Source organism: Pantoea sp. Cy-639 (assembly GCF_011752525.1).
Taxonomy (GTDB): domain Bacteria; phylum Pseudomonadota; class Gammaproteobacteria; order Pseudomonadales; family Pseudomonadaceae; genus Aquipseudomonas.
Map to the genome: position 1 here is coordinate 1 of NZ_VWXI01000017.1, position 25343 is coordinate 25343.

Here is a 25343-nt window from a genome sequence, read left to right on the forward strand (position 1 = left end):
TCAAGGAGTTTCGCGTTCCGTTGTCGCTGGAAGTGGGGCGCATTATAAGGGGATCTGAAACCGCGTCAACCCTTAATTTCAATATTTTCAAATATTTAGGGAAAAGGGCCTGCAAAGACCATCTGACACCCCCAGACACCTTCCGCGCCAAGCACCTCTATATAAGCAGGGGCGGCCTGCCGGCCGCCCCTGCTTATATAGAGAAGCGCCTCACAGCACGCCAGCACTACGCAGCTCGTGCACCGCTCCAGCATCCAGCCCCAGCACTTCCTTCAGTACCGACTCGGTATGCTCGCCCAGCAGCGGAGGCGCCTGCCGGTACTCCACCGGTGTCTCCGACAACCGGATCGGGCTGGCCACCTGCGGCACAGTGCCCGCCAATGGATGCTCGATGTTCACTGCCAACCCACGCGCCAGCACCTGCGGGTCCTTGAACATCTGCGCCAGGTCGTTGATCGGCCCACAGGGCACACCTGCCTGCTCCAGCTCGCTCACCCACTGGGCAGTCGTCTTGAACACCGTTGCCTGGCGAATCAGGGGAATCAGCTCGGCGCGATGAGCCACGCGCTGCTTGTTGGTGGCAAAGCGTGGATCGTCGGCCCACTGCGGCTGCCCGGCAACCTCGGCGAACTTGCGGAACTGCCCGTCATTGCCCACGGTGAGAATGAAATCGCCATCCGCCGTCGGGAAGTCCTGGTACGGCACGATATTGGGATGCGCGTTACCCAATCGACGGGGAGGAGTGCCCGTGGTGAGGTAGTTCATCGCCTGATTGGCCAGACAAGCGACCTGGACGTCCAGAAGCGCCATGTCGATGTGCTGACCAAGCCCGGACTGATCACGGTGGGCGAGGGCAGCCAGGATGGCCACGGTGGAATACAGCCCTGTCAGGATATCGGTAAGCGCCACCCCCACCTTCACCGGACCGGCGCCTTCTTCACCTTCCGGCCGACCGGTCAGGCTCATCAGCCCGCCCAACCCCTGGATCATGAAGTCATAACCCGCGCGCTTGGCATATGGCCCTGTCTGGCCGAAACCGGTGATCGAGCAATAGATAAGCTTCGGGTTGAGCGCCTTGAGGCTCAGGTAGTCGAGCCCGTAGCTGGCCAGGCCGCCCACCTTGAAGTTCTCGATGACGATGTCCGACTTCGCCGCCAGCTCGCGCACCAGGCGCTGGCCTTCCGGCCGGGTGAAGTCGATGGTCACCGAACGCTTGTTGCGGTTGGCCGACAAGTAGTAGGCCGCCTCGCTGGTGTTCTCGCCCCGGGCGTCACGCAGGAAGGGCGGGCCCCAGGCGCGGGTATCGTCGCCCGTGCCGGGTCGCTCGACCTTGATGACGTCCGCACCGAGGTCGGCCAGGATCTGGCCGGACCAAGGGCCCGCCAGTACCCGCGAAAGGTCCAGTACCCGCAGATGGGAAAGCGCGCCCATGGCCTGGCTCCTCTCTCAATAGAACGCCTGGATACCGGTCTGCGCACGGCCAAGAATCAGCGCGTGCACGTCATGCGTACCTTCATAGGTGTTGACCACCTCGAGGTTGACCAGGTGGCGAGCCACGCCGAACTCGTCGGAAATACCGTTGCCACCGAGCATGTCGCGGGCCATGCGGGCAATATCCAGTGCCTTGCCACACGAGTTGCGCTTCATGATCGAAGTGATTTCAACCGCGGCACTGCCTTCGTCCTTCATCCGCCCCAGGCGCAGGCAGCCCTGCAGGGCCAGGGTGATCTCGGTCTGCATGTCGGCCAGCTTCTTCTGGATCAACTGGTTGGCCGCCAGCGGACGACCGAACTGCTGGCGATCGAGGGTGTACTGGCGAGCAGTGTGCCAGCAGGCCTCGGCAGCACCCAACGCGCCCCAGGAAATACCGTAGCGAGCGGAGTTCAGGCAGGTGAATGGCCCCTTGAGACCGCGCACTTCAGGGAAGATGTTCTCTTCGGGGACGAACACGTTGTCCATGACGATCTCACCGGTGATCGAGGCGCGCAGGCCAACCTTGCCGTGGATCGCCGGGGCACTGAGACCAGCCCAACCCTTTTCCAGCACGAAGCCGCGGATATCGCCGGAATCATCCTTGGCCCAGACCACGAACACGTCGGCGATCGGGCTGTTGGTGATCCACATCTTGCTGCCAGTCAGGCGGTAGCCACCGTCGACCTTGCGCGCCCGGGTGATCATCGAACCCGGGTCGGAGCCATGGTTAGGCTCGGTCAGACCAAAGCAACCGATCCACTCGCCACTGGCCAGCTTGGGCAGGTACTTCTGTTTCTGCGCCTCGGTACCGAATTCGTTGATCGGCACCATCACCAGGGACGACTGCACGCTCATCATCGAACGGTAGCCAGAGTCGATACGCTCCACTTCGCGGGCAATCAGGCCGTAGCACACATAGTTCAGGCCACTGCCACCGTACTGCTCGGGGATGGTCGCGCCCAGCAGGCCTACCTCGCCCATTTCGCGGAAGATCGCAGGGTCGGTCTGCTCATGGCGGAACGCTTCCAGCACACGGGGTGCCAGCTTGTCCTGGGCGAACTGATAAGCGCTGTCACGCACCATGCGCTCTTCTTCAGTGAGCTGCTGATCGAGCAGCAGCGGGTCGATCCAGTTGAAGCTTGCTTTACCGGCCATGAGCGGATTCCTCGAAAGAAAGAAGGGGCGGTTCTTTTTGTTGCATTGATCCTAGGCCCGATCGATCCTCGGGACAAACGAGGATTGCGCACGGTTTAGTGATATTTTCTCACTCCGTAAACAGCCAAGAGCCGCAATCAGCGACTGACCAGTGAGGTTGACGTACATGCGCCGCAAGATTCCCAGCACTACCGCCCTGGTCTGCTTCGAAGCGGCCGCGCGCCACGAGAGCTTCACCAAGGCCGCCCAGGAGCTGGCATTGACCCAGGGCGCCGTCTGCCGGCAGATCGGCGGACTGGAAACCTTCCTCAATGTCGAACTGTTCCGTCGCTCCCGTCGCGGTGTGAAGCTGACCGAGGCCGGACTTTCCTATAGCCGCCAGGTAACCGCGCAACTGGATGCGGTGGAGCGCGACACCTTGTCGGTCATGCGTCAGCAGGGCGCCAACGTAATCGAACTGGCAGTGGTGCCGACCTTCGGCACCCAATGGCTGCTACCTCGTCTCAAGGACTTCCAGCAGCGGCATCCAGAGGTCACGGTCAACCTGACCAACCGCACCCGGCCGTTCCTGTTCGCCGACACACCGTTCGACGCCGCCATCTATTTCGGCGACGCCGACTGGTCGGGCACCCAGTCCCATCGCCTGATGGGCGAGAACCCGGTGCCGGTGTGCAGCCCGTCGTTGCTCGAGGGGCAGGGCAGCCTCGAGGCGGGACAGATCGCCGAACTGCCACTGTTGCAACAGACCACTCGCCCCTATGCCTGGCGGCAGTGGTTCGACGGCCTGGGCCTGAGCGTGGCGCGTGACATGACCGGGCCACGCTATGAGTTGTTCTCCATGCTCGCCCAGGCCGCTATGCACGAGATGGGTATCGCGCTGATCCCGCCGTTCCTGATCCAGCGCGAACTGGAGGAGGGCAGGCTGGTGGTCGCAAACAGGCATGCGCTGGCCAGTGACAAGGCCTACCATCTGATGATTCCCGAGCGGAAGGTGGAGTCCGCTTCATTACGGGCCTTTCGCGACTGGCTGGTAGCCCAGGCCAGGCAGTACACCGCGGAGAAATAGGGCAGGGCAGACAACCTGACCCTGTAGTCAATTATTTTAAACACCTACAGATATATGGATTTGTCGCAAATTCGTAATCTGTTCTGCTCACCCTCAAGATAATGGCCAAGCCTAGCGACCACGCTGGTTTGCGGGTTATTTTGCGACATTCAGCAAGCCGTTGACGAAAACAGCGGAAAATATTTGGATTTTTCTCCTAAGCTCCGGATAGCGCGTGCTTGAGAGGTTTCTTCCGAATCGTTGCGACATACGGTCACAGGGTGACTTGTAGTTTTAAGTTCGTTTCGCTCCAGAACCGGTTGAAGGCCCTCGGGTTCGTCTGCAAAATGCCTCCCCCGCCCAGGATCCGGCGGAGTCGTGCCCTACGACCGCCCAGCCGCACCACCCGAAGTGCGCTGGTTTCTACAAAAACAAAAGGTCACCGCAGGAGAAAAAGTCGTGCACATTGGTGTTCCTCTCGAGACGCAGACGGGTGAGACAAGGGTCGCCGCGACCCCGGAAACCATCAAGAAACTGGTTGGCCAGGGCCATCAGGTCACCGTGCAACGGGGGGCGGGGCTACAAGCCGCCATACCGGACAGTGCCTATGAAACCGCGGGCGCCACGCTGGGTGAAGCCGCCGACGCCTTCGGCGCGCAGCTGGTGCTCAAGGTAACCGCGCCCAACGACCAGGAGCTGACGCTGATCACCAGTGGCAGCCTGCTGGTGGGCATGCTCAACCCGTTCAACAATGAACTGATCGCCAAGATGGCCGAACGCGGCCTCACCGCCTTCGCCCTGGAAGCGGCACCACGCACCTCACGGGCCCAGAGCCTGGACGTGCTGTCGTCTCAGGCCAACATCGCCGGCTACAAGGCGGTGCTGCTGGCCGCCCATCACTATCCGCGCTTCATGCCCATGCTGATGACCGCCGCCGGCACCGTGAAGGCCGCCCGCGTGCTGATCCTCGGCGCCGGTGTCGCCGGCCTGCAGGCCATCGCCACGGCCAAGCGCCTGGGCGCGGTGATCGAGGCTTCGGATGTGCGTCCGGCGGTGAAGGAGCAGATCGAGTCCCTCGGTGCCAAGTTCATCGACGTGCCTTACGAGACCGACGAAGAGCGCGAATGCGCCGAGGGCGTCGGCGGCTATGCCAGGCCGATGCCGGCCAGCTGGATGCAGCGCCAGGCCCAGGCGGTGCACGAGCGCGCCAAGCAGGCCGATATCGTCATCACCACCGCATTGATTCCCGGACGCAAGGCACCGACCCTGCTCAGTGCCGAGACCGTGGCGCAGATGAAACCCGGTTCGGTGGTCATCGACCTGGCTGCGGCCCAGGGCGGCAACTGCCCGCTGACCGTCGCCGACCAGGTGGTACAGGCCCATGGCGTGACCATCGCCGGGCCGACCAACCTGCCGGCCCAGGTCGGCGCGGACGCCTCGGCGCTCTACGCGCGCAACCTGCTGGACTTCATGAAGCTGCTGTTCGACAAGGACGGCGCACTGGTCATCAACCTCGAAGACGACATCGTCGCCGCGTGCCTGATGTGCCGCGACGGCCAGGTCGTGCGCAAGAACGGCTGAGGAGCACGACAATGGAAGACATGCTGATTTCCCACGGGATCTACAACCTGATCATCTTCGTGCTGGCCATCTACGTTGGCTATCACGTGGTCTGGAACGTCACCCCAGCCCTGCACACCCCACTGATGGCGGTGACCAACGCCATTTCCGCGATCGTCATCGTCGGCGCCATGCTGGCCGCCGCGCTGACCGTCACCCCGGCCGGCAAGTTCATGGGCACCCTGGCCGTGGCGCTGGCCGCGGTCAACGTGTTCGGTGGCTTCCTGGTCACCCGCCGCATGCTGGAAATGTTCAAGAAAAAAACCAAGAACGAGGCGCAGAAACAAGCATGAGCATGAATCTGGTAACGCTTCTGTACCTGGTCGCCTCGGTCTGCTTCATCCAGGCACTCAAGGGGCTCTCGCACCCGACCACTTCGCGCCGCGGCAACCTGTTCGGCATGATCGGCATGGGCATCGCCGTGCTCACCACGGTAGGGCTCATCTACAAGCTGGCCGCGCTCTCGGTCGGCAGCGGCGGTGCGACTGCCGGCATCGGCTATGTGATCGTCGGCCTGCTGGTCGGCGGCAGCGCCGGCTCGATCATGGCCAAGCGCGTCGAGATGACCAAGATGCCCGAGCTGGTGGCGTTCATGCACAGCATGATCGGCCTGGCGGCAGTGTTCATCGCCATTGCCGCCGTGCTCGAACCGCAATCGCTGGGCATCGTCGCCAGCATCAGCGACCCGATCCCCACCGGCAACCGCCTGGAACTGTTCCTCGGCGCAGCCATCGGTGCGATTACCTTCTCCGGTTCGGTCATCGCCTTCGGCAAGCTGTCGGGCAAGTACAAGTTCCGCCTGTTTCAAGGCGCACCGGTACAGTTCGCCGGCCAGCACAAGCTGAACCTGATCCTCGGCCTGGCCACCCTCGCCCTCGGTCTGCTGTTCACCTTCACCGGTCATTACAGCGCCTTCACCCTGATGCTCGCCCTGGCGTTCATCATGGGCGTGCTGATCATCATCCCGATCGGCGGTGCCGACATGCCCGTGGTGGTGTCGATGCTCAACAGCTATTCAGGCTGGGCGGCGGCGGGTATCGGTTTCTCGCTGAACAACTCGATGCTGATCATCGCAGGTTCGCTGGTGGGCTCGAGCGGCGCGATCCTCTCGTACATCATGTGCAAGGCGATGAACCGCTCGTTCTTCAACGTGATCCTCGGCGGTTTTGGTGGCGATACCGACGCCGGCGCGGCGCAAGGCTCGAAGGAGCAACGCCCGGTGAAATCCGGTTCGGCCGACGATGCCACCTTCCTGTTGAGCAACGCCGACAGCGTGATCATCGTTCCCGGCTACGGCCTGGCCGTGGCCCGTGCCCAGCACGCACTCAAGGAACTGACCGAGAAGCTGACCCACAACGGCGTCACCGTGAAGTACGCGATCCACCCAGTGGCGGGTCGCATGCCTGGGCACATGAACGTACTGCTGGCTGAAGCCGAAGTGCCGTACGACCAGGTGTTCGAGATGGAGGACATCAACGCCGAGTTCGGCCAGGCCGACGTGGTGCTGGTGCTGGGCGCCAACGACGTGGTCAACCCGGCGGCGAAGAACGACCCGAAATCGCCGATTGCCGGCATGCCGATCCTCGAGGCCTTCAAGGCCAAGACCATCATCGTCAACAAGCGCTCGATGGCCAGCGGCTACGCGGGGCTGGACAACGAACTGTTCTACCTGGACAAGACCATGATGGTGTTCGGCGACGCGAAGAAAGTCATCGAGGACATGGTCAAGGCCGTGGAGTGACCCCTCTCTATATATAGAAGGGCAGCAAGGCCCCCAGGGGTTATTCCCCGGGGGCCTTTTCATTTGCATGATCCAGATCAACGGCTCTACTTCACGGCCTGGCATACGACCATGGTCGCGGGACGGCACCGGGCGAAATCTCTAGACTGCGCTTCCAGTAGCTTCAGTAGCCCGAGATAACAATCCATGTACCGTGATCGTATCCGCTTGTCCTCCCTGCACAGCAAGGTAATGAGTGCGGCTGATGCCGCTGGCCTGATCCAGGACGGCATGACCGTCGGCATGAGCGGTTTCACCCGCGCCGGCGAAGCCAAGGCCGTGCCTCACGCACTGGCCGAGCGCGCGAAACTGTCGCCGCTGAAGATCAGCCTGATGACCGGCGCCAGCCTGGGCAACGACCTGGACAAGCAACTGACCGAGGCCGGCGTGCTGGCGCGTCGCATGCCATTCCAGGTCGACAGCACCCTGCGCAAGGCCATCAACGACGGCAAGGTGATGTTCATCGACCAGCACCTGTCGGAAACCGTCGAGCAATTGCGCAACCAGCAGCTCAAGCTGCCGGACATCGCCGTCATCGAAGCGGTTGCGATCACCGAACAAGGCCACATCGTGCCGACCACCTCGGTAGGCAACTCGGCCAGCTTCGCGATCTTCGCCAAGCAGGTCATCGTCGAGATCAACCTGTCGCACAATGCCAACCTCGAAGGCCTGCACGACATCTATATTCCGACCTACCGCCCGACCCGCACGCCGATTCCGCTGGTGAAGGTCGACGACCGTATCGGCAGCACCGCCATCCCGATCGACCCGGCCAAGATCGTCGGCATCGTCATCAGCGACCAGCCGGACTCGCCGTCCACCGTGCTGCCGCCTGACCACGAGACCCAGGGCATCGCCGACCACCTGATCGCCTTCCTCAAGGGCGAAGTGGAAGCCGGGCGCATGACCAACAAGCTCGGCCCGCTGCAAGCCGGCATCGGCAGCATCGCCAACGCCGTGATGTGCGGCCTGATCGAGTCGCCGTTCGAAGACCTGACCATGTACTCCGAAGTGCTGCAGGACTCGACCTTCGACCTGATCGACGCCGGCAAGCTGCGGTTCGCCTCGGGCAGCTCGATCACCCTGTCGAGCCGCCGCAATGCCGACGTATTCGGCAACCTGGAACGCTACAAGGACAAGCTGGTCCTGCGTCCGCAGGAGATCTCCAACCATCCTGAAGTGGTCCGGCGCCTGGGCATCATCGGTATCAACACCGCGCTGGAGTTCGATATCTACGGCAACGTCAACTCGACCCACGTCTGCGGCACCAAGATGATGAACGGCATCGGCGGCTCCGGCGACTTCGCCCGCAACGCCCATCTGGCCATCTTCGTCACCAAGTCGATCGCCAAGGGTGGCGCGATTTCCAGCGTGGTACCGATGGTCAGCCATGTCGACCACACCGAGCACGACGTCGACATCCTGGTCACCGAGCAGGGTCTGGCGGACCTGCGCGGCCTGGCGCCACGCGAACGTGCCCGGGCGATCATCGACAACTGCGTGCACCCAGACTATCGCGCAGCGCTCAACGACTACTTCGAGCGCGCTTGCCAACGTGGCGGCCACACCCCGCATATCCTGCGCGAGGCCCTGAGCTGGCACGAAAACCTGGAAGAGACCGGCCATATGCTCGTCGGCTGATCCAGCTCGAACAGCGGGGCCAGGGGGTTTCCAGGACATGGAAGCCACCTGGCCCCGCTTTTTTTTGCCTGCTCAACGCGTTTCACGGGACGAGGCAAAAACACTTGGCCAATAGAATCGAAAAAACTGTACTACTGTACCGCTAAAAACTATCGATTCGACCAGCTCATCCTCAGGATTGAGCCAATACCGCACCATAGTTGTGCGCACCGGTACAGTTATGCGGATTTTGACTGCAACAGCAGGGTTAAACAGTTAACTGGCCCATCGTAATGCTAGCGAACTGTATCTACTGTTCTGGACAGCAGGAGAGGAAGATGGGCACCAGTTAAATCACTATCTAATGCCGCCACAAGCGGAAGGATGACACATCATGGAACGTACCCTCAGTTCCGACCTGGTTTTCGAAAACAACGCCCAAGCCGCCAACGCTTCGCTGCCGCTGCGCGTTATTTCCACTCTGCTGCTCTGGCAGCGCCGCATCTCCAGCCGCCGCCAGCTGGCACGCCTGGACTCCCGCCTGCTGGCCGACGCCGGTATCAGCGAGTCGCAGCGCTACGAAGAGCTGAGCAAGCCGTTCTGGCGCTAAGCCCTGGCTGCCGGCCCTCTCCGGCACCTCAGTTCACAAGAACCCGCTGCAGGTGACTGCAGCGGGTTCTTCGTTTGCAGGCCTTGGGATAGAGCCTTTGCGAATAAACCATTACAGTTTCATAAAACCGTAAATAGATAGGCACAGTTACGATTTGTGATCTTTTGCCGCCGCAGGTGCCAGAACCACTGCGTGGTACGCTTGTCCTACGCGCCTGGTAAACAACGTACCGTGACGAGCCCAGCGAGCGTCCGATAACCAGAAACAATCAGTCCTTTTGCAGGAGTTCTTCAATCATGTCCCGTAATCACCTGTTTGGCGCGGCCCTGCTGCTCTCGCTCGCCGGCGCAGCCCATGCCTCCAGCTTCGTCGTCACCACCGACACCGTCGTGCGCGCCGTAGCCGCGACCACTGATGCCACCTCCGACATGTCCTCCTCGTTCCGCGACAACAAGATTGTCCAGGCCGCTCGTGACGACGCCGCGACCTTCGTCGGCAGCGAGGGCGCGATCCGCGGCGCCAAGCTGGAGAGTGCGTTCGCCTACATCCGTCAGCAACAGCCTAACCTGCAAGCCAGCGACACGCAGTTGGCACGCGCCATCCTCGCACTCTGACGCCACGCTCTACGCCCGGATTCACTGGCCTTGGCCACTGGATCCGGAGTAGCCTTCGCTGCCCGAGATCACCATCCAGACGACCCATGCGTTACCTGCTGCCTCTACTGATCGCCCTCGCCGGCATGAGCAACGCCCATGCCCTGGATGTCACTACCCAGAACCTGGTCGTCACCGGCTATGTCACCAGCCAGGTGACCAGCGCGCCATTCGACCGCAAGCTGGTGGCCGGTGCCCACGACGATGCGGCTGCGTTCGTCGCCAGTGATGGCCTGATCCGCGGGGTACGCCTGCAAGCGGCGTTCAGTTCGCTGCGCCAGCACACCTTGCATCACTCTGTCGGCGATCTTGAACTGGCCGAGGCGATTCTCGTCCAATGACTACACTGCTTCCCTCGCATTATCCGGAGATGCTCCATGCGTAAATCGCTGATCGCCGCCGCCCTCGGCATGCTGGTACTGGCCGACATGGCCCAGGCCCACACCCTGGTGGCCACCAGCAATATCATCGTCCGTGCCTTCGGCCGCTCGATCGACTTCACCTCCGACACCACCACCTCGATCCGCGACTCGAAGGTGGTGCGTGAAGCCCATGACGACGCGGCCAGCTTCGTCGCCAGCAACGGCGATATCCGCGGCGCCCAGCTCGAGGCGGCGTTCGGCACCCTTCGCGCGCGCGTGCCCGAGGCCCGCGATGCCAGCGACCAGGTGCTGGCCGAAGCCATTCTCGCCCTGTGAAACCCTTGCGTGCCTGGCTGCTCGGCTGCGTCCTGACGCTGCTGGGCACGCCCGCCCTGGCCGACCTGCAACTGGTGCTGCAGGACACTGGGCTGGATCAGTCACAACGGCAAGCCACCCAGGTGCTGCTCGATGAGGCCCTGGACAAACTGCCGCCAAGCTTCAAGCAACGCCTCGACCGTCGAGTCCTGGTCAGCTGGTCCGCACAGATGCCCGAGGACGCCTACGGGCAGGCGTCACTGGTGTCCACGCTCGACCTGAACCGTCGACTGCTGCCAGGCCTGGTCGACGGCAGCGCCGCCCGCGAACAGACCCACCGCCCCCACGGCACGGTCCGCGAGGAACTGCTGGCCACCGTCCTCCACGAGTTGACCCATATCTATGACCGCGCCCGCCTGTGGCCGGCTGCCGAGCGCCAACTGATCACCCGTTGCAAGCGCCAGCAAGGCAGCCTGGGCAAGATCGGCCTGCCCGAGGACTGCCGCGGCCAGGCCGAGCGCCGCTTCACCCTGAGCGACGACCCGCGCCTGCTCGACCTGGCCGGCTGGCCGCAGTACGTCGGTCGCCGCGGCGAGCGCGAACAGCACAACGGCCAGGGAGTACGCAGCCCGGACATCTACGAGCTGAGCAGCCCGAAAGAATTCATTGCGGTCAACATGGAGTATTTCCTCCTCGACCCCAGCTACGGCTGCCGCCGCCCGGCGCTCAACCAGTACCTGAGCGAACATTTCGACTGGGCACCGCAACAGGACACCTGCGCCAAGGGCCTGCCGTTCCTCAATGCCGGCAATGACTTCGCCCGCCAGCCATTGGGCGAGATCGACCCGGAGCAGGTCTACGAGGTGGATTACCTGCTGGCCGAGGCCAACCAGAACTGGGTCAGCCGCTGGGGCCACAGCATGCTGCGCCTGGTGATCTGTGCGCCCGGCCGACCACGCGGCCCGGACTGCCGGCTGGACCTGGACCGGAGCCTGGTGCTGTCGTACCGCGCCTTCGTCAACGATGTGCAGCTGTCCAGTTGGGACGGCCTTACCGGCGCCTATCCCTCGCGGCTGTTCGTGCTGCCGCTGGGCCAGGTGATCGACGAGTACACCAAGACCGAACTGCGCAGCCTCGCTTCGGTGCCGCTCAAGCTCAGCCGCGCCGAAATCGAGAACCTGGTGCGCCAGGCCGCCGAAATGCACTGGAGCTACGACGGCAACTACTACTTCCTGTCCAACAACTGTGCCGTGGAGTCCCTCAAGCTGCTGCGCAGCGGTACCGGCAATCCACGCCTGAGCGACCTCGACAGCATCATGCCCAACGGCCTGCTGGAGGTGCTCAAGGGCAGGGGGCTGGCCGACACCAGCGTGCTCGATGACCCCCGCGAGGCACTACGGCTCGGTTATCGCTTCGACTCCTACCGCGATCGCTACCAAGCCATGTTCGACGTGCTGAAGAAACAGTTGCCGATCAAGCAGAATGCCGTGGAAGACTGGCTGGCCCTGGATGCCGAGCAGCGGCGCCCGTGGTTCGACCGCGCCGACCTGCGTACCAGCGCGGCCCTGCTGCTGCTGGAGCAGGCCAGCCTGCGGCGCCAGTTGCTGCTGGCCCAGGATGAAGTGAAGCAGCGCTACCTCAATGGCCGCGCACGCCAGGACGGCAGCTTCGACAAGGCCAACCAGACCCTGCAGGCGATGCTGGCCAACAGTGGCTTCCTCAGCCGTCCGGCCGAGTTGCTGGGGGCAGGGGGCTATGGCATCCCGCAGCCGCAGGAGCGCAAGCAGCTGGAGCAGGCCAGCAGCGAGCGCCAGGCCCAACTGCTGCGCCTGAGTACTGACCTGGACCAGCAGGTCCGGGCGCTGCTGGGGCCAGAGCGGGGCCGGGAGATCAAGGCTGTGGAAGCCAACATCAAGCAGGTCGGCGAACACCTGCGGGCCTTGCACAAGGCCGCTGGCGGCTTGCAACTACCCTGATCCTGAAAGGCGCGCTGTGCGCGCCATCGCTGGCTGCGCCAGCTCCCACCGAGGGCAGAGCAGGTGTGATGTGGGATGCCTGCTCTCACCAAGGGCAGCGCTGGTGCAACTGTGGATGCCCCCCCACCAAAGGCTGCGCTGGTGCGATTGTGGATACCACCTCCCACCAAAGGCTGCGCTGGTGCGATTGTGGATGCCACCTCCCACCAAAGGCTGCGCTGGTGCGATTGTGGATGCCACCTCCCACCAAAGGCTGCGCTGATGCGATTGTGGATGCCACCTCCCACCAAAGGCTGCGCTGGTGCGATTGTGGATGCCACCTCCCACCAAAGGCTGCGCTGGTGCGATTGTGGATGCCACCTCCCACCAAAGGCTGCGCTGGTGCGATTGTGGATACCATCTCCCACCAAAGGCTGCGCTGGTGCGATTGTGGATGCCACCTCCCACCAAAGGCTGCGCTGGGGTGGTTGTGGGAGCTGGCGCAGCCAGCGATGACCTGTTCAAGTCCTACAACTGCTCCTCGTCCTCCTCCGGCAACCCCGGATCCACCTGCAGCCATGGCAACCGGCTGCCCACCCAGATGTGCCGGTTGGCTTGCACCCGTTCAGGATGGTCCAGCGTCGCCACCGTCACATCAATCGTGTCCGGGCTCTGCGTGGTCACCAGCGCCACGTGCGCGCCACACCCGCCACAGAAATAACGACTGCAGCTGTTCGGCGCCACATAACGCTGCGGCGAGCCTGCCAACCACTGGAAGCCCGCGAGAGGCAGGGTAATCCAGGTCACCAGCGTACCGCCGCTGACCCGTCGGCAGATCGAACAGTGGCAATGCGCGACATCGCCCAGATCACCCTGCAACCGGTACCGTAGAGCACCGCAATGGCACCCGCCCTCGACTGTTTCCGACATCCGAATGACCTCCCGTCGCCTTGCCCCTGGCGAAAGCTGGCTGAAAGCTTGCCCGCATAGGATAGCGCGACCACCGGCAGCAGACCGGTCAGCCAGGGCGCCTAATCACGACCGCGCCCGGCCCGAACCAACAACAACAATGGTGATTCCCGATGTTTTCCTGTGCCCGCCTGTCCGCAGCTCCCCTCCGTCCGCTCCACGCGCAGCGCCCGACGCGCTGATCCGCCCGAATCGTCCTTCCTTTCGCCGCGCCACGCCTGGAGTACCACCATGCTGACCTTCCTCGGCTTCGCCATGGTCATCACCTTCATGTACCTGATCATGACCAAGCGCCTGTCGGCCTTGATCGCGCTGATCCTGGTCCCGATCCTGTTCGCCCTGTTCGGTGGTTTCTACCACGACATCGGCCCGATGATGCTGCAAGGCATCAGCAAGCTCGCGCCCACCGGCGTGATGCTGATGTTCGCCATTCTCTACTTCGCCCTGATGATCGACTCCGGCCTGTTCGACCCGGCCGTGCGCAAGATCCTCAAACTGGTCAAGGGCGACCCGCTGAAAGTCTCGGTCGGCACCGCGGTGCTGGCCCTGGTGGTGTCCCTCGACGGTGACGGCGCCACCACCTACATGATCTGCTGCGCGGCCATGCTGCCGCTGTACAGCCGCCTGGGCATGAGCCCGCGGATCATGGCAGGGCTGATCATCCTCGCCGGCGGGGTGATGAACATGACCCCCTGGGGCGGCCCCACCGCCCGCGCCGCCAGTGCCTTGCACGTCGACCCGTCGGACATCTTCGTGCCGATGATCCCGGCCATGGCCTTCGGCGTGCTGGCTATCCTGGCCATCGCCTACTGGTACGGCAAGCGTGAACGTGCCCGCCTGGGCGAGCTGCACCTGCCTACCGACGACATCGATCACAGCGAGATCAGCGTGTCGCAGTTCCCCGAGGCGCGCCGGCCGAAGCTGATCTGGTTCAACGGCGCGCTGACCCTCGCACTGATGGTCGCGCTGATCGCCGGCGTGCTGCCGCTGCCGGTGCTGTTCATGATCGCCTTCAGCATCGCCATGATCATCAACTACCCGTGCCTGCAGCAGCAGAAGGACCGTATCGCCGCCCACGCCTCCAGCGTCCTGGCCGTGAGCGGGCTGATCTTCGCCGCGGGCATCTTCACCGGCATCCTGTCGGGCACCGGCATGGTCGACGCCATGTCCAAGAGCCTGCTGGCAGTGATCCCGGAGTCGCTTGGCCCGTACATGGCGGTGATCACCGCCATCGTCAGCATGCCGTTCACCTTCTTCATGTCCAACGACGCCTTCTACTACGGCGTGCTGCCGGTGCTGTCGGACTTCGCCAGCCACTATGGCGTCACCCCGGTGGAGATGGCCCGTGCGTCGATCGTCGGCCAGCCGGTGCACCTGCTCAGCCCGCTGGTACCCTCCACCTACTTGCTGGTGGCCCTGGCCGGCATCGAGTTCGGCGACCACCAGCGCTTCACCCTCAAGTGGGCAGTGCTGGTGTGCCTGTGCATAATGCTCGCCGCGTTGGCCATGGGGACTTTCCCGCTGTTCAGCAGTCTGTAACAACAACCGCATCACGTCACCGCGAAGCGCCCCGCCCCCCGGGCGTTTCGCCATTATTGCCGAAGGAATACACATGGAATGGCTGACCAGCCCGGAAATCTGGGTTGCCTTTTTCACCCTCACCGCACTCGAGATCGTGCTCGGGATCGACAACATCATCATGATCTCGATCCTGGTCAGCCGCATGCCCAAGCACATGCAGCCACGGACACGGATCTTCGGCCTGGCCCTGGCCATGGTCACCCGCATCATGCTGCTGCTGTCGATCACCTGGGTCATGCGCCTGACCGATGACTTGTTCGTGGTGCTTGGCCAGGGCATTTCCGGGCGCGACCTGATCCTGTTCTTCGGCGGCCTGTTCCTGCTGTGGAAAAGCTCCCAGGAGATCTACCATGGCCTGGAAGGCGAAGACGAGAGCCCGGACCAGCCCAAGGGCGCCGGTGGCAAGTTCTTCTACACCATCATCCAGATCGCCATCATCGACATCGTGTTCTCCCTGGACTCGGTGATCACCGCCGTGGGCATGGTCTCCCACGTACCGGTGATGATCGCCGCGATCATCGTCGCCGTGCTGGTGATGATGCTTTGCGCCGGTACCATCAGTGACTTCATCGACAAGCACCCTTCGCTGAAGATGCTTGCACTTTCGTTCCTGATCGTCGTCGGTACCGTGCTGATCGCCGAAGCTTTCGACGTGCATGTCCCCAAGGGCTACGTCTACTTCGCCATGGCCTTCTCGCTGGCGGTGGAAGCCATCAACATCCGCATGCGCACGGCATTGGCCCGCAAGGAAGGCAAGGAGCACGAGCCGGTGAAGCTGCGCAAGGACATGCCGGGCCAGTAAGGCCAGGCTGTGCGTCAGCGAAAGGGCCCTTCGGGGCCCTTTTTCATGTCTGGCGTCCGGCAGAGGCGGGCAGGGTCCATGACAATCGGGCTAGGCCATGCCAAGCTGACGCCTGTCACACAAAACAACTAATAGACTCAGTGAGCACTGACGAAGAACAGCCCAGCCCCGGGCCAGGCTCACCGCTCCACCCATTGGCCCCGTGTCGGGGCATCGGACACAGGGGGCCCGAACCATGCTGATCCTGCTCAACCTGCTCTCGGCCGTGGCATTGCTGGTCTGGGGCACGCACATCGTGCGTACCGGCATCCTGCGCGTGTACGGTTCCAACCTGCGCCGCGTGCTCAGCCAGAACATGAACAAGCGGCCACTGGCGTTCGTTGCCGGGATCCTGGTCACGGCCATCGTGCAGAGCAGCAACGCCACCGCCATGCTGGTCACCTCCTTCGTCGGCCAGGGGCTGATGGCCATGACCCCGGCCCTGGCGATCATGCTCGGCGCCGACGTCGGTACCGCGCTGATGGCACGGGTGCTGACCTTCGATCTGTCCTGGCTGTCGCCGTTGCTGATCTTCCTCGGCGTGATCTTCTTCCTGTCGCGCAAGCAGACCCGTGTCGGCCAGATGGGCCGGGTCGGTATCGGCCTGGGGCTGATCATCCTGGCCCTGCAACTGATCGTCCACGCCGCCGCACCGATCACCCATGCCCAAGGGGTCAAGGTGCTGTTCGCCTCGCTGACCGGCGACATCCTGCTCGACGCCCTGGTCGGCGCAGTCTTCGCCATGGTCTCCTACTCCAGCCTGGCCGCCGTGCTGCTGACCGCGACCCTGGCCGGTGCCGAGGTGATCAGCCTGCCGGTGGCCATCGGCCTGGTGGTCGGCGCCAACATCGGCAGCGGCCTGCTGGCCTTCATCAGCACCAACATGCAGAACACCGCGGGCCGGCGCGTGGCCTTGGGCAGCCTGCTGTACAAGCTGATCGGGCTGTTGCTGGTCATTCCCGTGCTGCACCCGCTGGTGGAATGGATGGACAGCCTGAGCTTCAGCCCGCAGGAGCTGGTGATCGGCTTCCACCTGCTCTACAACACCCTGCGCTGCCTGATCATGCTGCCCACCGTGACCTACATGGGCCGGTTGTGCGACACCCTGCTGCCGGACCGCGAGAACGGCAACGGCCAGATCAAGCCGCGTCACCTGGACGCCTCCGCCCTGGCCACCCCCAGCCTGGCCCTGGCCAACGCCGCCCGCGAGACCCTGCGTCTGGGCGATATCGTCGACAGCCTGCTCGATGCCATGCTCAATGCCCTGCGCGGCACGCAGACGGCCATGCCCCAGCAAGTCCGGGCACTGGGCGAGGATGCCGAGGCCCTGTACAGCGCGATCAAGCTGTACCTGGCCCAGATGCCCCGGGAGGACCTGAGCGAGCCGGAAAACCGGCGCTGGGCCGAGATCATCGAACTGGCGATCAACCTCAAGCTGGCCTGCGACCTCATCGAGCGCATGCTGCGCAAGGTCCAGCAGCAGAAGACCTCGCAGCGCCGCGAGTTCTCCCAGGTCGGCCTGGAGGAACTGACCGGTCTGCAGGAGCAACTGCTGTCCAACCTGCGCCTGGGGCTGTCGGTGTTCCTCAGCGCCGACCCCGAGAGCGCGCGCCTGCTGCTGCGCGAGAAGCGCCGTTTCCGCGCCCAGGAACGGCGCCTGGCGCATGCCCATGTCAGTCGCCTGCAACGCAAGGTGGTGCAGAGCATCGAGACCAGTTCGCTGCACCTGGAGCTCATCGCCGACATGAAACGGTTGAACTCTTTGTTCTGCAGCAGTGCCTATGTGGTACTGGGCGGCAGCGATACCGGCGGACTGATGCTCGACGGTGAGCCCGACCAAGCCCTGTCCTGAACCCTGACACCCCGGAGACCGAAGCCCGCCCATGCGTCGCCTGATGTTCGTCTGCCTGCTGATCTGCAGCCTGCCCGCCCTTGCCCTCGATCGCTCGCGGGTCGAGGGCTACCTGTTGCCCAACGGCCTGCAGGTGATCCTCAAGTCCGGTTACGAACGCGACCATGTATCGATCCGCCTGGTGGTCGGCGTCGGCCTCGACGACTTCGACTGCGACCAGCGCGAACTGCCGCACCTGCTCGAGCACCTGCTGTTCAGCGGCATCGATGAAACCGGCGAGGGCGGCCTGGAGGAGCGCCTGCAGTCTCTGGGCGGCGAGTGGAATGCCTTCACCAGCAGCGCCGACACCACCTTCGTCATCGAGGCCCCGGCGCGCAACCAGCGCAAGGTGCTCGACCTGCTGCTGGCGCTGCTGCGCGACACCCGCATCGACGCCAAGGCCCTGGCGACGGCGAAGAAGATCATCGAGCGTGAGGACGGCGGTCACTACAGCCACTTGCAGCGCTGGCTCGACCGCCAGGACGTCGGCCATCCCGCCAGCGACCAGCTGGCGTCGGAGCTGGGCCTCAAGTGCAAGGAGCGCTCCGACCTCGACGACATGACCCTGGAGCAGGTGCAGCACCTGCGCGAGCATTGGTACGCCGCCAACAACATGAGCCTGATCATCGTCGGCGGCCTCGACCGTGTGCTGCCGGCCTATCTGGAACGCACCTTCGGCACCCTGCCATCGACCGAGCCCGAAGAGCGTCGCACCCTGGAGAGCATCACCCAGCAGGCCGAACAGCGCCGCGACCTGACCCGCGGCTGGCTGGGCGACAGCGTCAAGCTGCACTGGCTGTTCATCGAGCCAGTCCTGGACAACGGCAACGACCAGACCCTGGAGCTGTTGTCACGCTACCTGGACTGGGCCATCTACGACCAGTTGCGCCTGCGCCACGGGCTTTCGTACGGCCCGTCGGTACTGCGCGAAAGCTTCGGCGACAGCGGCCTGCTCAGCCTCAACGCCGACCTTGAGCGCCAGGACATCGATACCGCCGTGAACGTGCTCGAACAACTGTTCGACCATCTGCGCAAGCACGGCCTGGACCCGGACACCTTCGCCCGCATCAAGGACGCGGCAATCGCCCGCGAGAACTGGAGCACCCAGGGCAACACGGCGCTGGCCGACTACTACTGGGGGGCGCTCAACGACTACGAAGACGGACATTTCGCCGATCCGGTGGGCAAGCTGCGCCAGGTCAGCCTGAAGGAAGCCGATGCGGCATTGCGCGAACTGCTCAAGGAGCCGGGCTACCTGCGCATCGAGAAGCCATTGCTGGGTTATGACGAGCTCTATGGGCTGGTAGCGTTGCTGCTGGCGCTGATCTTCGCCGCCGGGCTGATCCGCCGGCGTCGCCATTCAGAGAGCAGGCCCAGCGGCGCTACACGGGAGCGATGATTCGGCGGTATCCTGTAGGCCTTTCGCCAGCGCTCATCGCGGGACCGGGCCGGTCCCGCGATGAGCCGGTACAGCCATCCACCGCTCCCTGTTGCCTGCCTAATGCCCCCAATACCCAACTTCGTCCTGCGCCTGATCGAACTGCTCAAGCGCTACCCCGGCGTCATCGCGCTCTATGGCTTCCTCTCGGGGATCGCCAGCTTCATTCTGGTCGACCGCCAGGCCGGGCTGGCCAGCTGGATCGCCATCGTGATGCTGGTCAGCTGGGTCTGGCTGATGCTGGAGAACACCCTCACCGAGCTGTTCGCCCGCACCTTCAAGCGCGAAATCCCCCAGCCGCTGCTGCGCTACGCGACCCAGTTGATCCACCAGGAAAGCCTGTTCTTCGTCCTGCCGTTCTTCTTCATCACCACCACCTGGAACAGCGGCCAGCTGGTATTCACCGGCCTGCTCGGCGCCGCCGGCCTGATCGCCATCGTCGATCCGCTGTACTACAAGTGGCTGGCGCCGCGACGCTGGCTGTTCCTCGCCCTGCACACCCTGACCCTGTTCGCCGCGATGCTCACGGCGCTGCCGATCATCCTCCACCTGACCACCGCGCAGAGCTACAAGCTGGCGCTGGTCGCCGCCATGCTGCTGTCGTTCCCAAGCCTGGCCAGCAGTTTCCCGATCAACAACTGGCGACGCGGCGTGGCCCTGGTGCTGGTGACCCTGGCAGTGGGCGCCGGCGGCTGGCTGCTGCGCTCCTGGGTACCGCCGGCGACCTTGTGGCTGACCGAGGTGGCAGTCAGCACCGAGGTGCAGAACCGCCAGCCAGGCGCTTCGCTGGAGGAAATCCCGGCCAGCCGCATCCGCGGCAGTGGTCTTTACGCCTACACCGCGATCAACGCGCCGCGAGGCCTGGACGAGCGCATCTACCATGTGTGGCAACTGGACGGCAAAGAGGTGGATCGCATCGCCCTAGATATCCATGGGGGGCGCAAGGAGGGCTACCGGGCCTGGACCCACAAGCAGAACTTCCCGCCCAACCCGGTGGGCAAGTGGCAGGTGCGGGTGCTGACCGAGGACGGGCAGGTGATCGGCGTGCTGCGCTTCAAGGTGGTCGACGACGCCCCGGCCGCTTGAGGCAATCGCGGGGCATTTTCAACAAACCCCGCCCGGTCCACTGCGCTATGATCTGACTCGCCGCCCTCTGTCAGAAGCATGGAGCCTATGACCGCCCCGAGCGCCACCCTGGATACCCAGCCGCAACCCAGTCGCCTGCACATCGTCGGCGACTGGACCCTGGCCCACTATGCCGAGCTGAAGCGCGCGTGCGAGCAACTGCGCACCCAGTATGGCGACGACACCGTCGTCGACCTCAGCCAACTGGGCCGCCTGGACACCGCCGGCGCCTCGCTGCTGGCCGAGCTGCTCGGCGCCGAGCGCCTGTCGCACTGCACCGGGCAACTGCCCGAGGCCAGCCAGGCCCTGCTCAAGAACGTGTACTGCTCGGTGCAGGACTACTGCATCCCGCTCAAGCAGCCGGAGCGCCCGGTGCTGCTCCTGCTGCTGGCACGGATCGGTTGCTCGGTCGATACCCTCTGGCAGGACACCAAGCAGGTCCTGGGCTTCATCGGCCTGATCCTCGAAACCCTGCTGCTGCGCCTGTTCCAGCCTCATCGCTGGCGCGTCACACCGGTGGTCTCCCATCTCGAGCAGACCGGCCTGGATGCCGCACCGATCGTGGCCTTGCTGACCTTCCTGGTGGGCGCGGTGGTGGCCTTCCTCGGCGCCACGGTGCTGGCCGATTTCGGCGCAACGGTCTTCACCGTCGATCTGGTGGCGTTCTCGTTCCTGCGCGAGTTCGCCGTGCTGCTGACCGCCATCCTCATGGCCGGCCGCACCGCCAGTGCCTTCACCGCGCAGATCGGCTCGATGAAGGCCAACGAAGAGATCGACGCCATCCGCACCCTGGGCCTGAACCCCATCGAACTGCTGGTGGTGCCACGGGTGCTGGCACTGCTGATCGCCCTGCCGCTGCTGACTTTCGTCGCGATGATCTGCGGCATGGTCGGCGGCGCGGTGGTCTGCGCGCTCACCCTGGACATCTCGCCAGCGATGTTCCTTTCGCTGCTGCAGAGCGACATCGGCGTGCAGCACTTCCTGGTAGGCCTGGCCAAGGCACCGTTCTTCGCCTTCCTGATCGCCGCCATCGGCTGCCTGGAAGGCTTCAAGGTCAGCGGCAGCGCCGAATCGGTCGGCGCCCATACCACCTCGGCGGTGGTGCAATCGATCTTCGTGGTCATCGTGCTCGATGCCGTGGCCGCGCTGTTCTTCATGGAGATGGGCTGGTGAGCGGACGCGAGGCAGTCATCGAGGCGCGGGGCATCTGCAACCGGTTCGGTAGCCAGAGCGTGCACGAGAACCTCGACCTGGACCTGTACCGCGGCGAGATCCTCGCCGTGGTCGGCGGTTCGGGCAGCGGCAAGTCGGTGCTGCTGCGCAGCATCGTCGGCCTGCGTCGGCCCAACGAGGGCACGGTGAGGGTGTTCGGCGAGGACCTGGCCACGGCCAGTGAAACGCAGCGCTCGCTGCTCGAACGACGCTTCGGCGTGTTGTTCCAGAAGGGCGCGCTGTTCTCGTCGCTGACCGTCACCGAGAACGTCGCCCTGCCTCTGATCGAGCACGCCGGGCTGTCGCGGGCCGATGCCGAGCACCTGGCGGGGGTCAAGCTGGCCCTGGCCGGCCTGCCGATCAGCGCCGCCGACAAGTACCCGGCCTCGCTGTCCGGCGGCATGATCAAGCGCGCCGCCCTGGCCCGCGCACTGGCCCTGGACCCGGACATCCTGTTTCTCGACGAACCCACCGCTGGCCTCGATCCGATCGGCGCCGCCGCCTTCGACCAGTTGATCCTCACCCTGCGCGATGCCCTGGGCCTCTCGGTGTTCCTGATCACCCACGACCTCGACACCCTCTACACCATCACCGACCGGATCGCGGTACTGTCGCAGAAAAAGGTACTGGTGGCCGGCCCGCTGAGCGAAGTCGAGAACACCGACGATCCCTGGATCCACGAATACTTTCACGGCCCGCGCGGCCGGGCGGCCGAAGACGCCGCCCTGCGCGCCCGCCAGGAGCGCTGAACGATGGAAACCCGAGCTCATCATGTCCTGATTGGCCTGGTCACCGTGCTGGTGGTGGCCGGTGCCATGCTGTTCGGCCTGTGGCTGACCAAGTCCAGCGTCGACAACGCGTTCAAGGACTACGAAGTGGTGTTCAACGAGGCCGTCTCGGGGCTGTCCCGCGGCAGCCCGGTGCAGTACAACGGCATCAAGGTCGGCGACGTCAGCAGCCTGCGCCTGGACCCCAAGGACCCGCGCCGGGTGCTGGCTCGCGTGCGCCTGAGCGGCGACACCCCGGTCAAGGAAGACACCCAGGCCAAGCTGACGCTGGCCGGGGTCACCGGCAACGCGTTCATCCAGCTCAGCAGTGGCACCCCGCAGAGTCCGGAACTCAAGGGCAAGGATGGCAAGCTGCCGGTGATCGTCGCCTCGCCTTCGCCGATCTCGCGGCTGCTCAACGACAGCAGCGACCTGGTCACCAACATCAACATGCTGTTGCACAACGCCAACCAGATGTTCTCCGAAAGCAACATCGAGCACCTGAGCAACACCCTGGCCAACCTCGACCAGACCACCGGCGCCTTCGCCAACCAGAAGGGTGGCATCAGCGATGCCATCGCCCAACTGGCCCAGGTCGGCCGCCAGGCCAACGCCACCCTGGCCGAGACCCAGGCACTGATGCGCAATGCCAACGGCCTGCTCGGCAACCAGGGCAAGCAGGCTATCGGCAGCGCCGAGCAGGCCATGCAGTCGCTGGCCGAAAGCACCGCCACCATCAATAGCCTGCTCAAGGACAACCGCCAATCCCTCGACGATGGCGCCCAAGGCTTGAACCAGCTCGCCCCGGCCATCCGCGAGCTGCGCGAGACGCTCAATTCCCTCAAGGGCATTTCCCGGCGTCTGGAGGCAGACCCGAGCGGCTACCTGCTCGGTCGCGACAACAACAAGGAGTTCCAGCCATGATCCGTTCGTTGCGCCTGGCCCTGCTGGCCGCCGCCCTGGGCCTGGTCTCGGCCTGCTCGATCCTGCCGCAGAGCGCGCCTGTGGATATCTACCGCCTGCCAGTCAACCAGGCGCCGGGCAAAGGCACGGCAGTGGACTGGTCGCTGCGCCTGAACAAGCCCCTGGCCAGCGATGCGCTGGGCGGCCCGCGCATCGCGGTGATTCCCCAGGGTGACGTGATCAGCAGCTACAAGGGTGCGCGCTGGAGCGACCCGGTGCCGCTGCTGCTGCGCAACCGCCTGCTCGACGGTTTCCAGCGTGATGGCCGGGTACCGCGCCTGAGCGCCGACGACAGCAACCTGCAGGCCGACTACGAACTCGGCGGCGAGCTGCAGGCGTTCCAGAGCGAGTACCGCTCAGGCCACCAGGTCGAAGTGGTGATCCGCTACGACGCGCGGCTGGTGCAAGGCCGCAGCCAGCGCATCCTGGCCAGCAAGCGTTTCGAGGTGCGCCAGCCACTGGGCGAGCAGACAGTACCGGCGGTGGTCGCCGGCTTCGGCACGGCCAGCGACCAGTTGGCACGCCAGGTGATCGACTGGACCGTGGGCCAGGCCGGTCGGGCTCAGGCGAAGAACCAGTAGCAGACACCGATCGCCGCAACCACCCCGGAAAATTCGGCCAGCAGTGCGCAGCCCACGGCATGGCGCACGCGCTGGATGCCCACGGCGCCGAAATACACCGCCAGCACGTAGAAGGTGGTCTCGGTACTGCCCTGGATGGTCGCCGCCACCAGCGCCGGGAAGCTGTCGACACCGTGGGTCTGCATGGTCTCGATCAACATCGCCCGCGCCGCGCTGCCGGAGAACGGCTTGACCAAGGCCGTGGGCAGGCCCTCGACGAAGCGGGTGTCCAGCCCCATCCAGCCCACTGCGTGGCGAATGCCGTCCAGCGCCAGTTCCAGGGCGCCCGAGGCGCGCAGCACGCCGACGGCCACCAGCATCGCCACCAGGTACGGCAGCAGGCTCTTGGCCACATCGAAACCTTCCTTGGCGCCCTCGACGAACGCCTCGTACACCTGCACCCGTTTCAGCGCGCCAATGACCAGGAACAGGATGATCACGCCGAACAGCGTCAGGTTGCCGAGGATCGACGACAGGCCGGCCAACGCGGCAGCCGACAGGGTACCGAGAAACGCCATGAAGCCGCCCAGCAGCAAGGCGCCGGGAATCAGGTAGGCCAGCACAACCGGGTCCCACAGCCGCAGGCGCTGCATCACCGCCACCGACAGCAGGCCGACCAGGGTCGAGGCACTGGTGGCCAGCAGGATCGGCAGGAACACCAGGGTCGGGTCAGTGGCGCCCTGCTGGGCGCGGTACATGAACACCGTCACCGGCAACAGGGTCAGTGACGAAGCGTTGAGCACCAGGAACAGGATCTGTGCATTGCTTGCCGTGGTGCTGCTGGGGTTGAGCTCCTGCAAGGCACGCATGGCCTTCAGGCCGATGGGGGTGGCTGCGTTGTCCAGGCCCAGGCCGTTGGCGGCGAAGTTCATGGTGATCAGGCCCAGGGCAGGGTGGCCGGACGGCACCTCCGGCATCAGGCGGGCGAACAGCGGGCCGAGGACCTTGGCCAGCCATTCGACGATGCCGGCCTTCTCGGCGATCTTGAGAAAGCCCAGCCACAGCGTCAGGGTGCCGAACAGCAGGACCATGACCTCCACCGACAGCTTGGCCATGGCGAAGATGCTCTCGACCATCGCGGCGAAGATACCGGCGTTGCCGCCAACCAGCCACTGGGCCAGGGCGGAGATGGCCGCCACCAGGAAAAAGCCGAGCCAGAGGCCGTTGAGCATCCGAGAGTTCCCCCGTGAAAAGTGCCGGAATGATAGCTGCAGGAACGGCCCTGTGTCGCGAATGGCTGGGGCCGCCATGCGGCCCTTTCGCGATGCAAGGCCGCTTCTGCAAGCGCAGGCAATGGCTCCGACATGCAAAAAGCCCCGACAAGTCGGGGCTCTTCGATTCAGCTCAA

At 64.4% G+C, this 25343-nt stretch carries 23 protein-coding genes; 19 read left to right on the plus strand and 4 right to left on the minus strand.

Features of this window, described 5'->3' with window-relative positions; translation table 11 throughout:
• Window positions 1-210: 210 nt before the first annotated feature.
• Together F3J43_RS19090 and F3J43_RS19095 are read right to left on the minus strand one after the other, a co-directional pair.
• A complete protein-coding gene (locus F3J43_RS19090; RefSeq protein WP_166890289.1) occupies window positions 211-1431 on the minus strand; it encodes a CaiB/BaiF CoA transferase family protein in 1221 nt (406 codons plus the stop codon).
• A 15-nt stretch (window positions 1432-1446) separates the two neighbouring features.
• The gene (locus F3J43_RS19095) at window positions 1447-2628 is read right to left on the minus strand and encodes an acyl-CoA dehydrogenase (RefSeq protein WP_166890292.1); all 1182 of its coding nucleotides are present in this window, start codon (window positions 2626-2628) and stop codon (window positions 1447-1449) included.
• Between the two features lie 166 nt (window positions 2629-2794).
• On the opposite strand from F3J43_RS19095, the gene F3J43_RS19100 reads away from it, so the two are divergent.
• The 10 genes from F3J43_RS19100 to F3J43_RS19145 all read left to right on the plus strand — a co-directional run bounded on the left by F3J43_RS19100 (window position 2795) and on the right by F3J43_RS19145 (window position 12609).
• Window positions 2795-3694: a LysR family transcriptional regulator gene (locus tag F3J43_RS19100; RefSeq protein ID WP_166890295.1), complete on the plus strand. Its 900-nt coding sequence runs from the start codon at window positions 2795-2797 to the stop codon at window positions 3692-3694.
• Between the two features lie 438 nt (window positions 3695-4132).
• Window positions 4133-5254, plus strand: a complete 1122-nt coding sequence (locus F3J43_RS19105; protein WP_166890298.1) for a Re/Si-specific NAD(P)(+) transhydrogenase subunit alpha — start codon at window positions 4133-4135, stop codon at window positions 5252-5254.
• A gap of 11 nt (window positions 5255-5265) precedes the next feature.
• Window positions 5266-5586 (plus strand): NAD(P) transhydrogenase subunit alpha part 2, encoded by a 321-nt coding sequence (locus F3J43_RS19110; RefSeq protein ID WP_166890301.1) that lies wholly within the window; start codon window positions 5266-5268, stop codon window positions 5584-5586.
• A complete protein-coding gene (locus F3J43_RS19115) occupies window positions 5583-7034 on the plus strand; it encodes an NAD(P)(+) transhydrogenase (Re/Si-specific) subunit beta (protein ID WP_166890304.1) in 1452 nt (483 codons plus the stop codon). The genes F3J43_RS19110 and F3J43_RS19115 overlap by 4 nt, the downstream gene beginning before the upstream one ends.
• A gap of 186 nt (window positions 7035-7220) precedes the next feature.
• Window positions 7221-8714, plus strand: a complete 1494-nt coding sequence (gene scpC / locus F3J43_RS19120; RefSeq protein ID WP_166890307.1) for a succinyl-CoA:acetate CoA-transferase ScpC — start codon at window positions 7221-7223, stop codon at window positions 8712-8714.
• Between the two features lie 373 nt (window positions 8715-9087).
• On the plus strand, window positions 9088-9303 hold the full coding sequence (locus F3J43_RS19125) for a DUF1127 domain-containing protein (RefSeq protein WP_166890310.1): 216 nt from the start codon (window positions 9088-9090) through the stop codon (window positions 9301-9303).
• Window positions 9304-9599: 296 nt separating this feature from the next.
• Entirely contained in the window at window positions 9600-9917 is a 318-nt protein-coding gene (locus F3J43_RS19130; RefSeq protein ID WP_166890312.1) for a DUF2388 domain-containing protein, read from the plus strand.
• An 86-nt stretch (window positions 9918-10003) separates the two neighbouring features.
• Complete coding sequence (locus F3J43_RS19135; protein ID WP_166890315.1) at window positions 10004-10297, plus strand: DUF2388 domain-containing protein; 294 nt, start codon at window positions 10004-10006, stop codon at window positions 10295-10297.
• Window positions 10298-10333: 36 nt separating this feature from the next.
• Window positions 10334-10654 carry a DUF2388 domain-containing protein gene (locus F3J43_RS19140; protein WP_166890319.1) on the plus strand — a complete coding sequence of 107 codons (321 nt, stop codon included), beginning with the start codon at window positions 10334-10336 and terminating at the stop codon, window positions 10652-10654.
• 5 nt (window positions 10655-10659) lie between these two features.
• Window positions 10660-12609, plus strand: coding sequence for a DUF7844 domain-containing protein (locus tag F3J43_RS19145; RefSeq protein WP_205297979.1), 1950 nt, complete (start codon window positions 10660-10662; stop codon window positions 12607-12609).
• A gap of 507 nt (window positions 12610-13116) precedes the next feature.
• Here the strand turns inward: F3J43_RS19145 and F3J43_RS19150 are convergent.
• Entirely contained in the window at window positions 13117-13518 is a 402-nt protein-coding gene (locus tag F3J43_RS19150; RefSeq protein WP_166890325.1) for a GFA family protein, read from the minus strand.
• A 270-nt stretch (window positions 13519-13788) separates the two neighbouring features.
• Here F3J43_RS19150 and F3J43_RS19155 point away from each other — a divergent pair, with 270 nt between their 5' ends.
• The 9 genes from F3J43_RS19155 to F3J43_RS19195 all read left to right on the plus strand — a co-directional run bounded on the left by F3J43_RS19155 (window position 13789) and on the right by F3J43_RS19195 (window position 23956).
• The gene (locus F3J43_RS19155) at window positions 13789-15096 is read left to right on the plus strand and encodes a CitMHS family transporter (protein WP_166890328.1); all 1308 of its coding nucleotides are present in this window, start codon (window positions 13789-13791) and stop codon (window positions 15094-15096) included.
• Between the two features lie 73 nt (window positions 15097-15169).
• The gene (locus F3J43_RS19160; protein ID WP_166890331.1) at window positions 15170-15940 is read left to right on the plus strand and encodes a TerC family protein; all 771 of its coding nucleotides are present in this window, start codon (window positions 15170-15172) and stop codon (window positions 15938-15940) included.
• Between the two features lie 235 nt (window positions 15941-16175).
• Window positions 16176-17831, plus strand: a complete 1656-nt coding sequence (locus F3J43_RS19165; RefSeq protein WP_166890335.1) for a Na/Pi cotransporter family protein — start codon at window positions 16176-16178, stop codon at window positions 17829-17831.
• Window positions 17832-17862: 31 nt separating this feature from the next.
• Entirely contained in the window at window positions 17863-19269 is a 1407-nt protein-coding gene (locus tag F3J43_RS19170; protein ID WP_166890338.1) for a M16 family metallopeptidase, read from the plus strand.
• A gap of 102 nt (window positions 19270-19371) precedes the next feature.
• A complete protein-coding gene (locus F3J43_RS19175; protein WP_166890341.1) occupies window positions 19372-20394 on the plus strand; it encodes a DUF5924 family protein in 1023 nt (340 codons plus the stop codon).
• Window positions 20395-20472: 78 nt separating this feature from the next.
• The gene (locus F3J43_RS19180; RefSeq protein ID WP_166890345.1) at window positions 20473-21606 is read left to right on the plus strand and encodes an ABC transporter permease; all 1134 of its coding nucleotides are present in this window, start codon (window positions 20473-20475) and stop codon (window positions 21604-21606) included.
• The gene (locus F3J43_RS19185) at window positions 21603-22394 is read left to right on the plus strand and encodes an ABC transporter ATP-binding protein (RefSeq protein ID WP_166890348.1); all 792 of its coding nucleotides are present in this window, start codon (window positions 21603-21605) and stop codon (window positions 22392-22394) included. The genes F3J43_RS19180 and F3J43_RS19185 overlap by 4 nt, the downstream gene beginning before the upstream one ends.
• 3 nt (window positions 22395-22397) lie before the next feature.
• Window positions 22398-23336 carry an MlaD family protein gene (locus F3J43_RS19190; RefSeq protein WP_166890351.1) on the plus strand — a complete coding sequence of 313 codons (939 nt, stop codon included), beginning with the start codon at window positions 22398-22400 and terminating at the stop codon, window positions 23334-23336.
• Complete coding sequence (locus F3J43_RS19195) at window positions 23333-23956, plus strand: ABC-type transport auxiliary lipoprotein family protein (protein ID WP_166890354.1); 624 nt, start codon at window positions 23333-23335, stop codon at window positions 23954-23956. Before F3J43_RS19190 ends, F3J43_RS19195 begins: the two co-directional genes overlap by 4 nt.
• Here the strand turns inward: F3J43_RS19195 and F3J43_RS19200 are convergent.
• On the minus strand, window positions 23938-25167 hold the full coding sequence (locus F3J43_RS19200; RefSeq protein WP_166890357.1) for a spore maturation protein: 1230 nt from the start codon (window positions 25165-25167) through the stop codon (window positions 23938-23940). The two genes, F3J43_RS19195 and F3J43_RS19200, sit on opposite strands and share 19 nt — an antisense overlap.
• Between the last annotated feature and the right edge of the window lie 176 nt (window positions 25168-25343).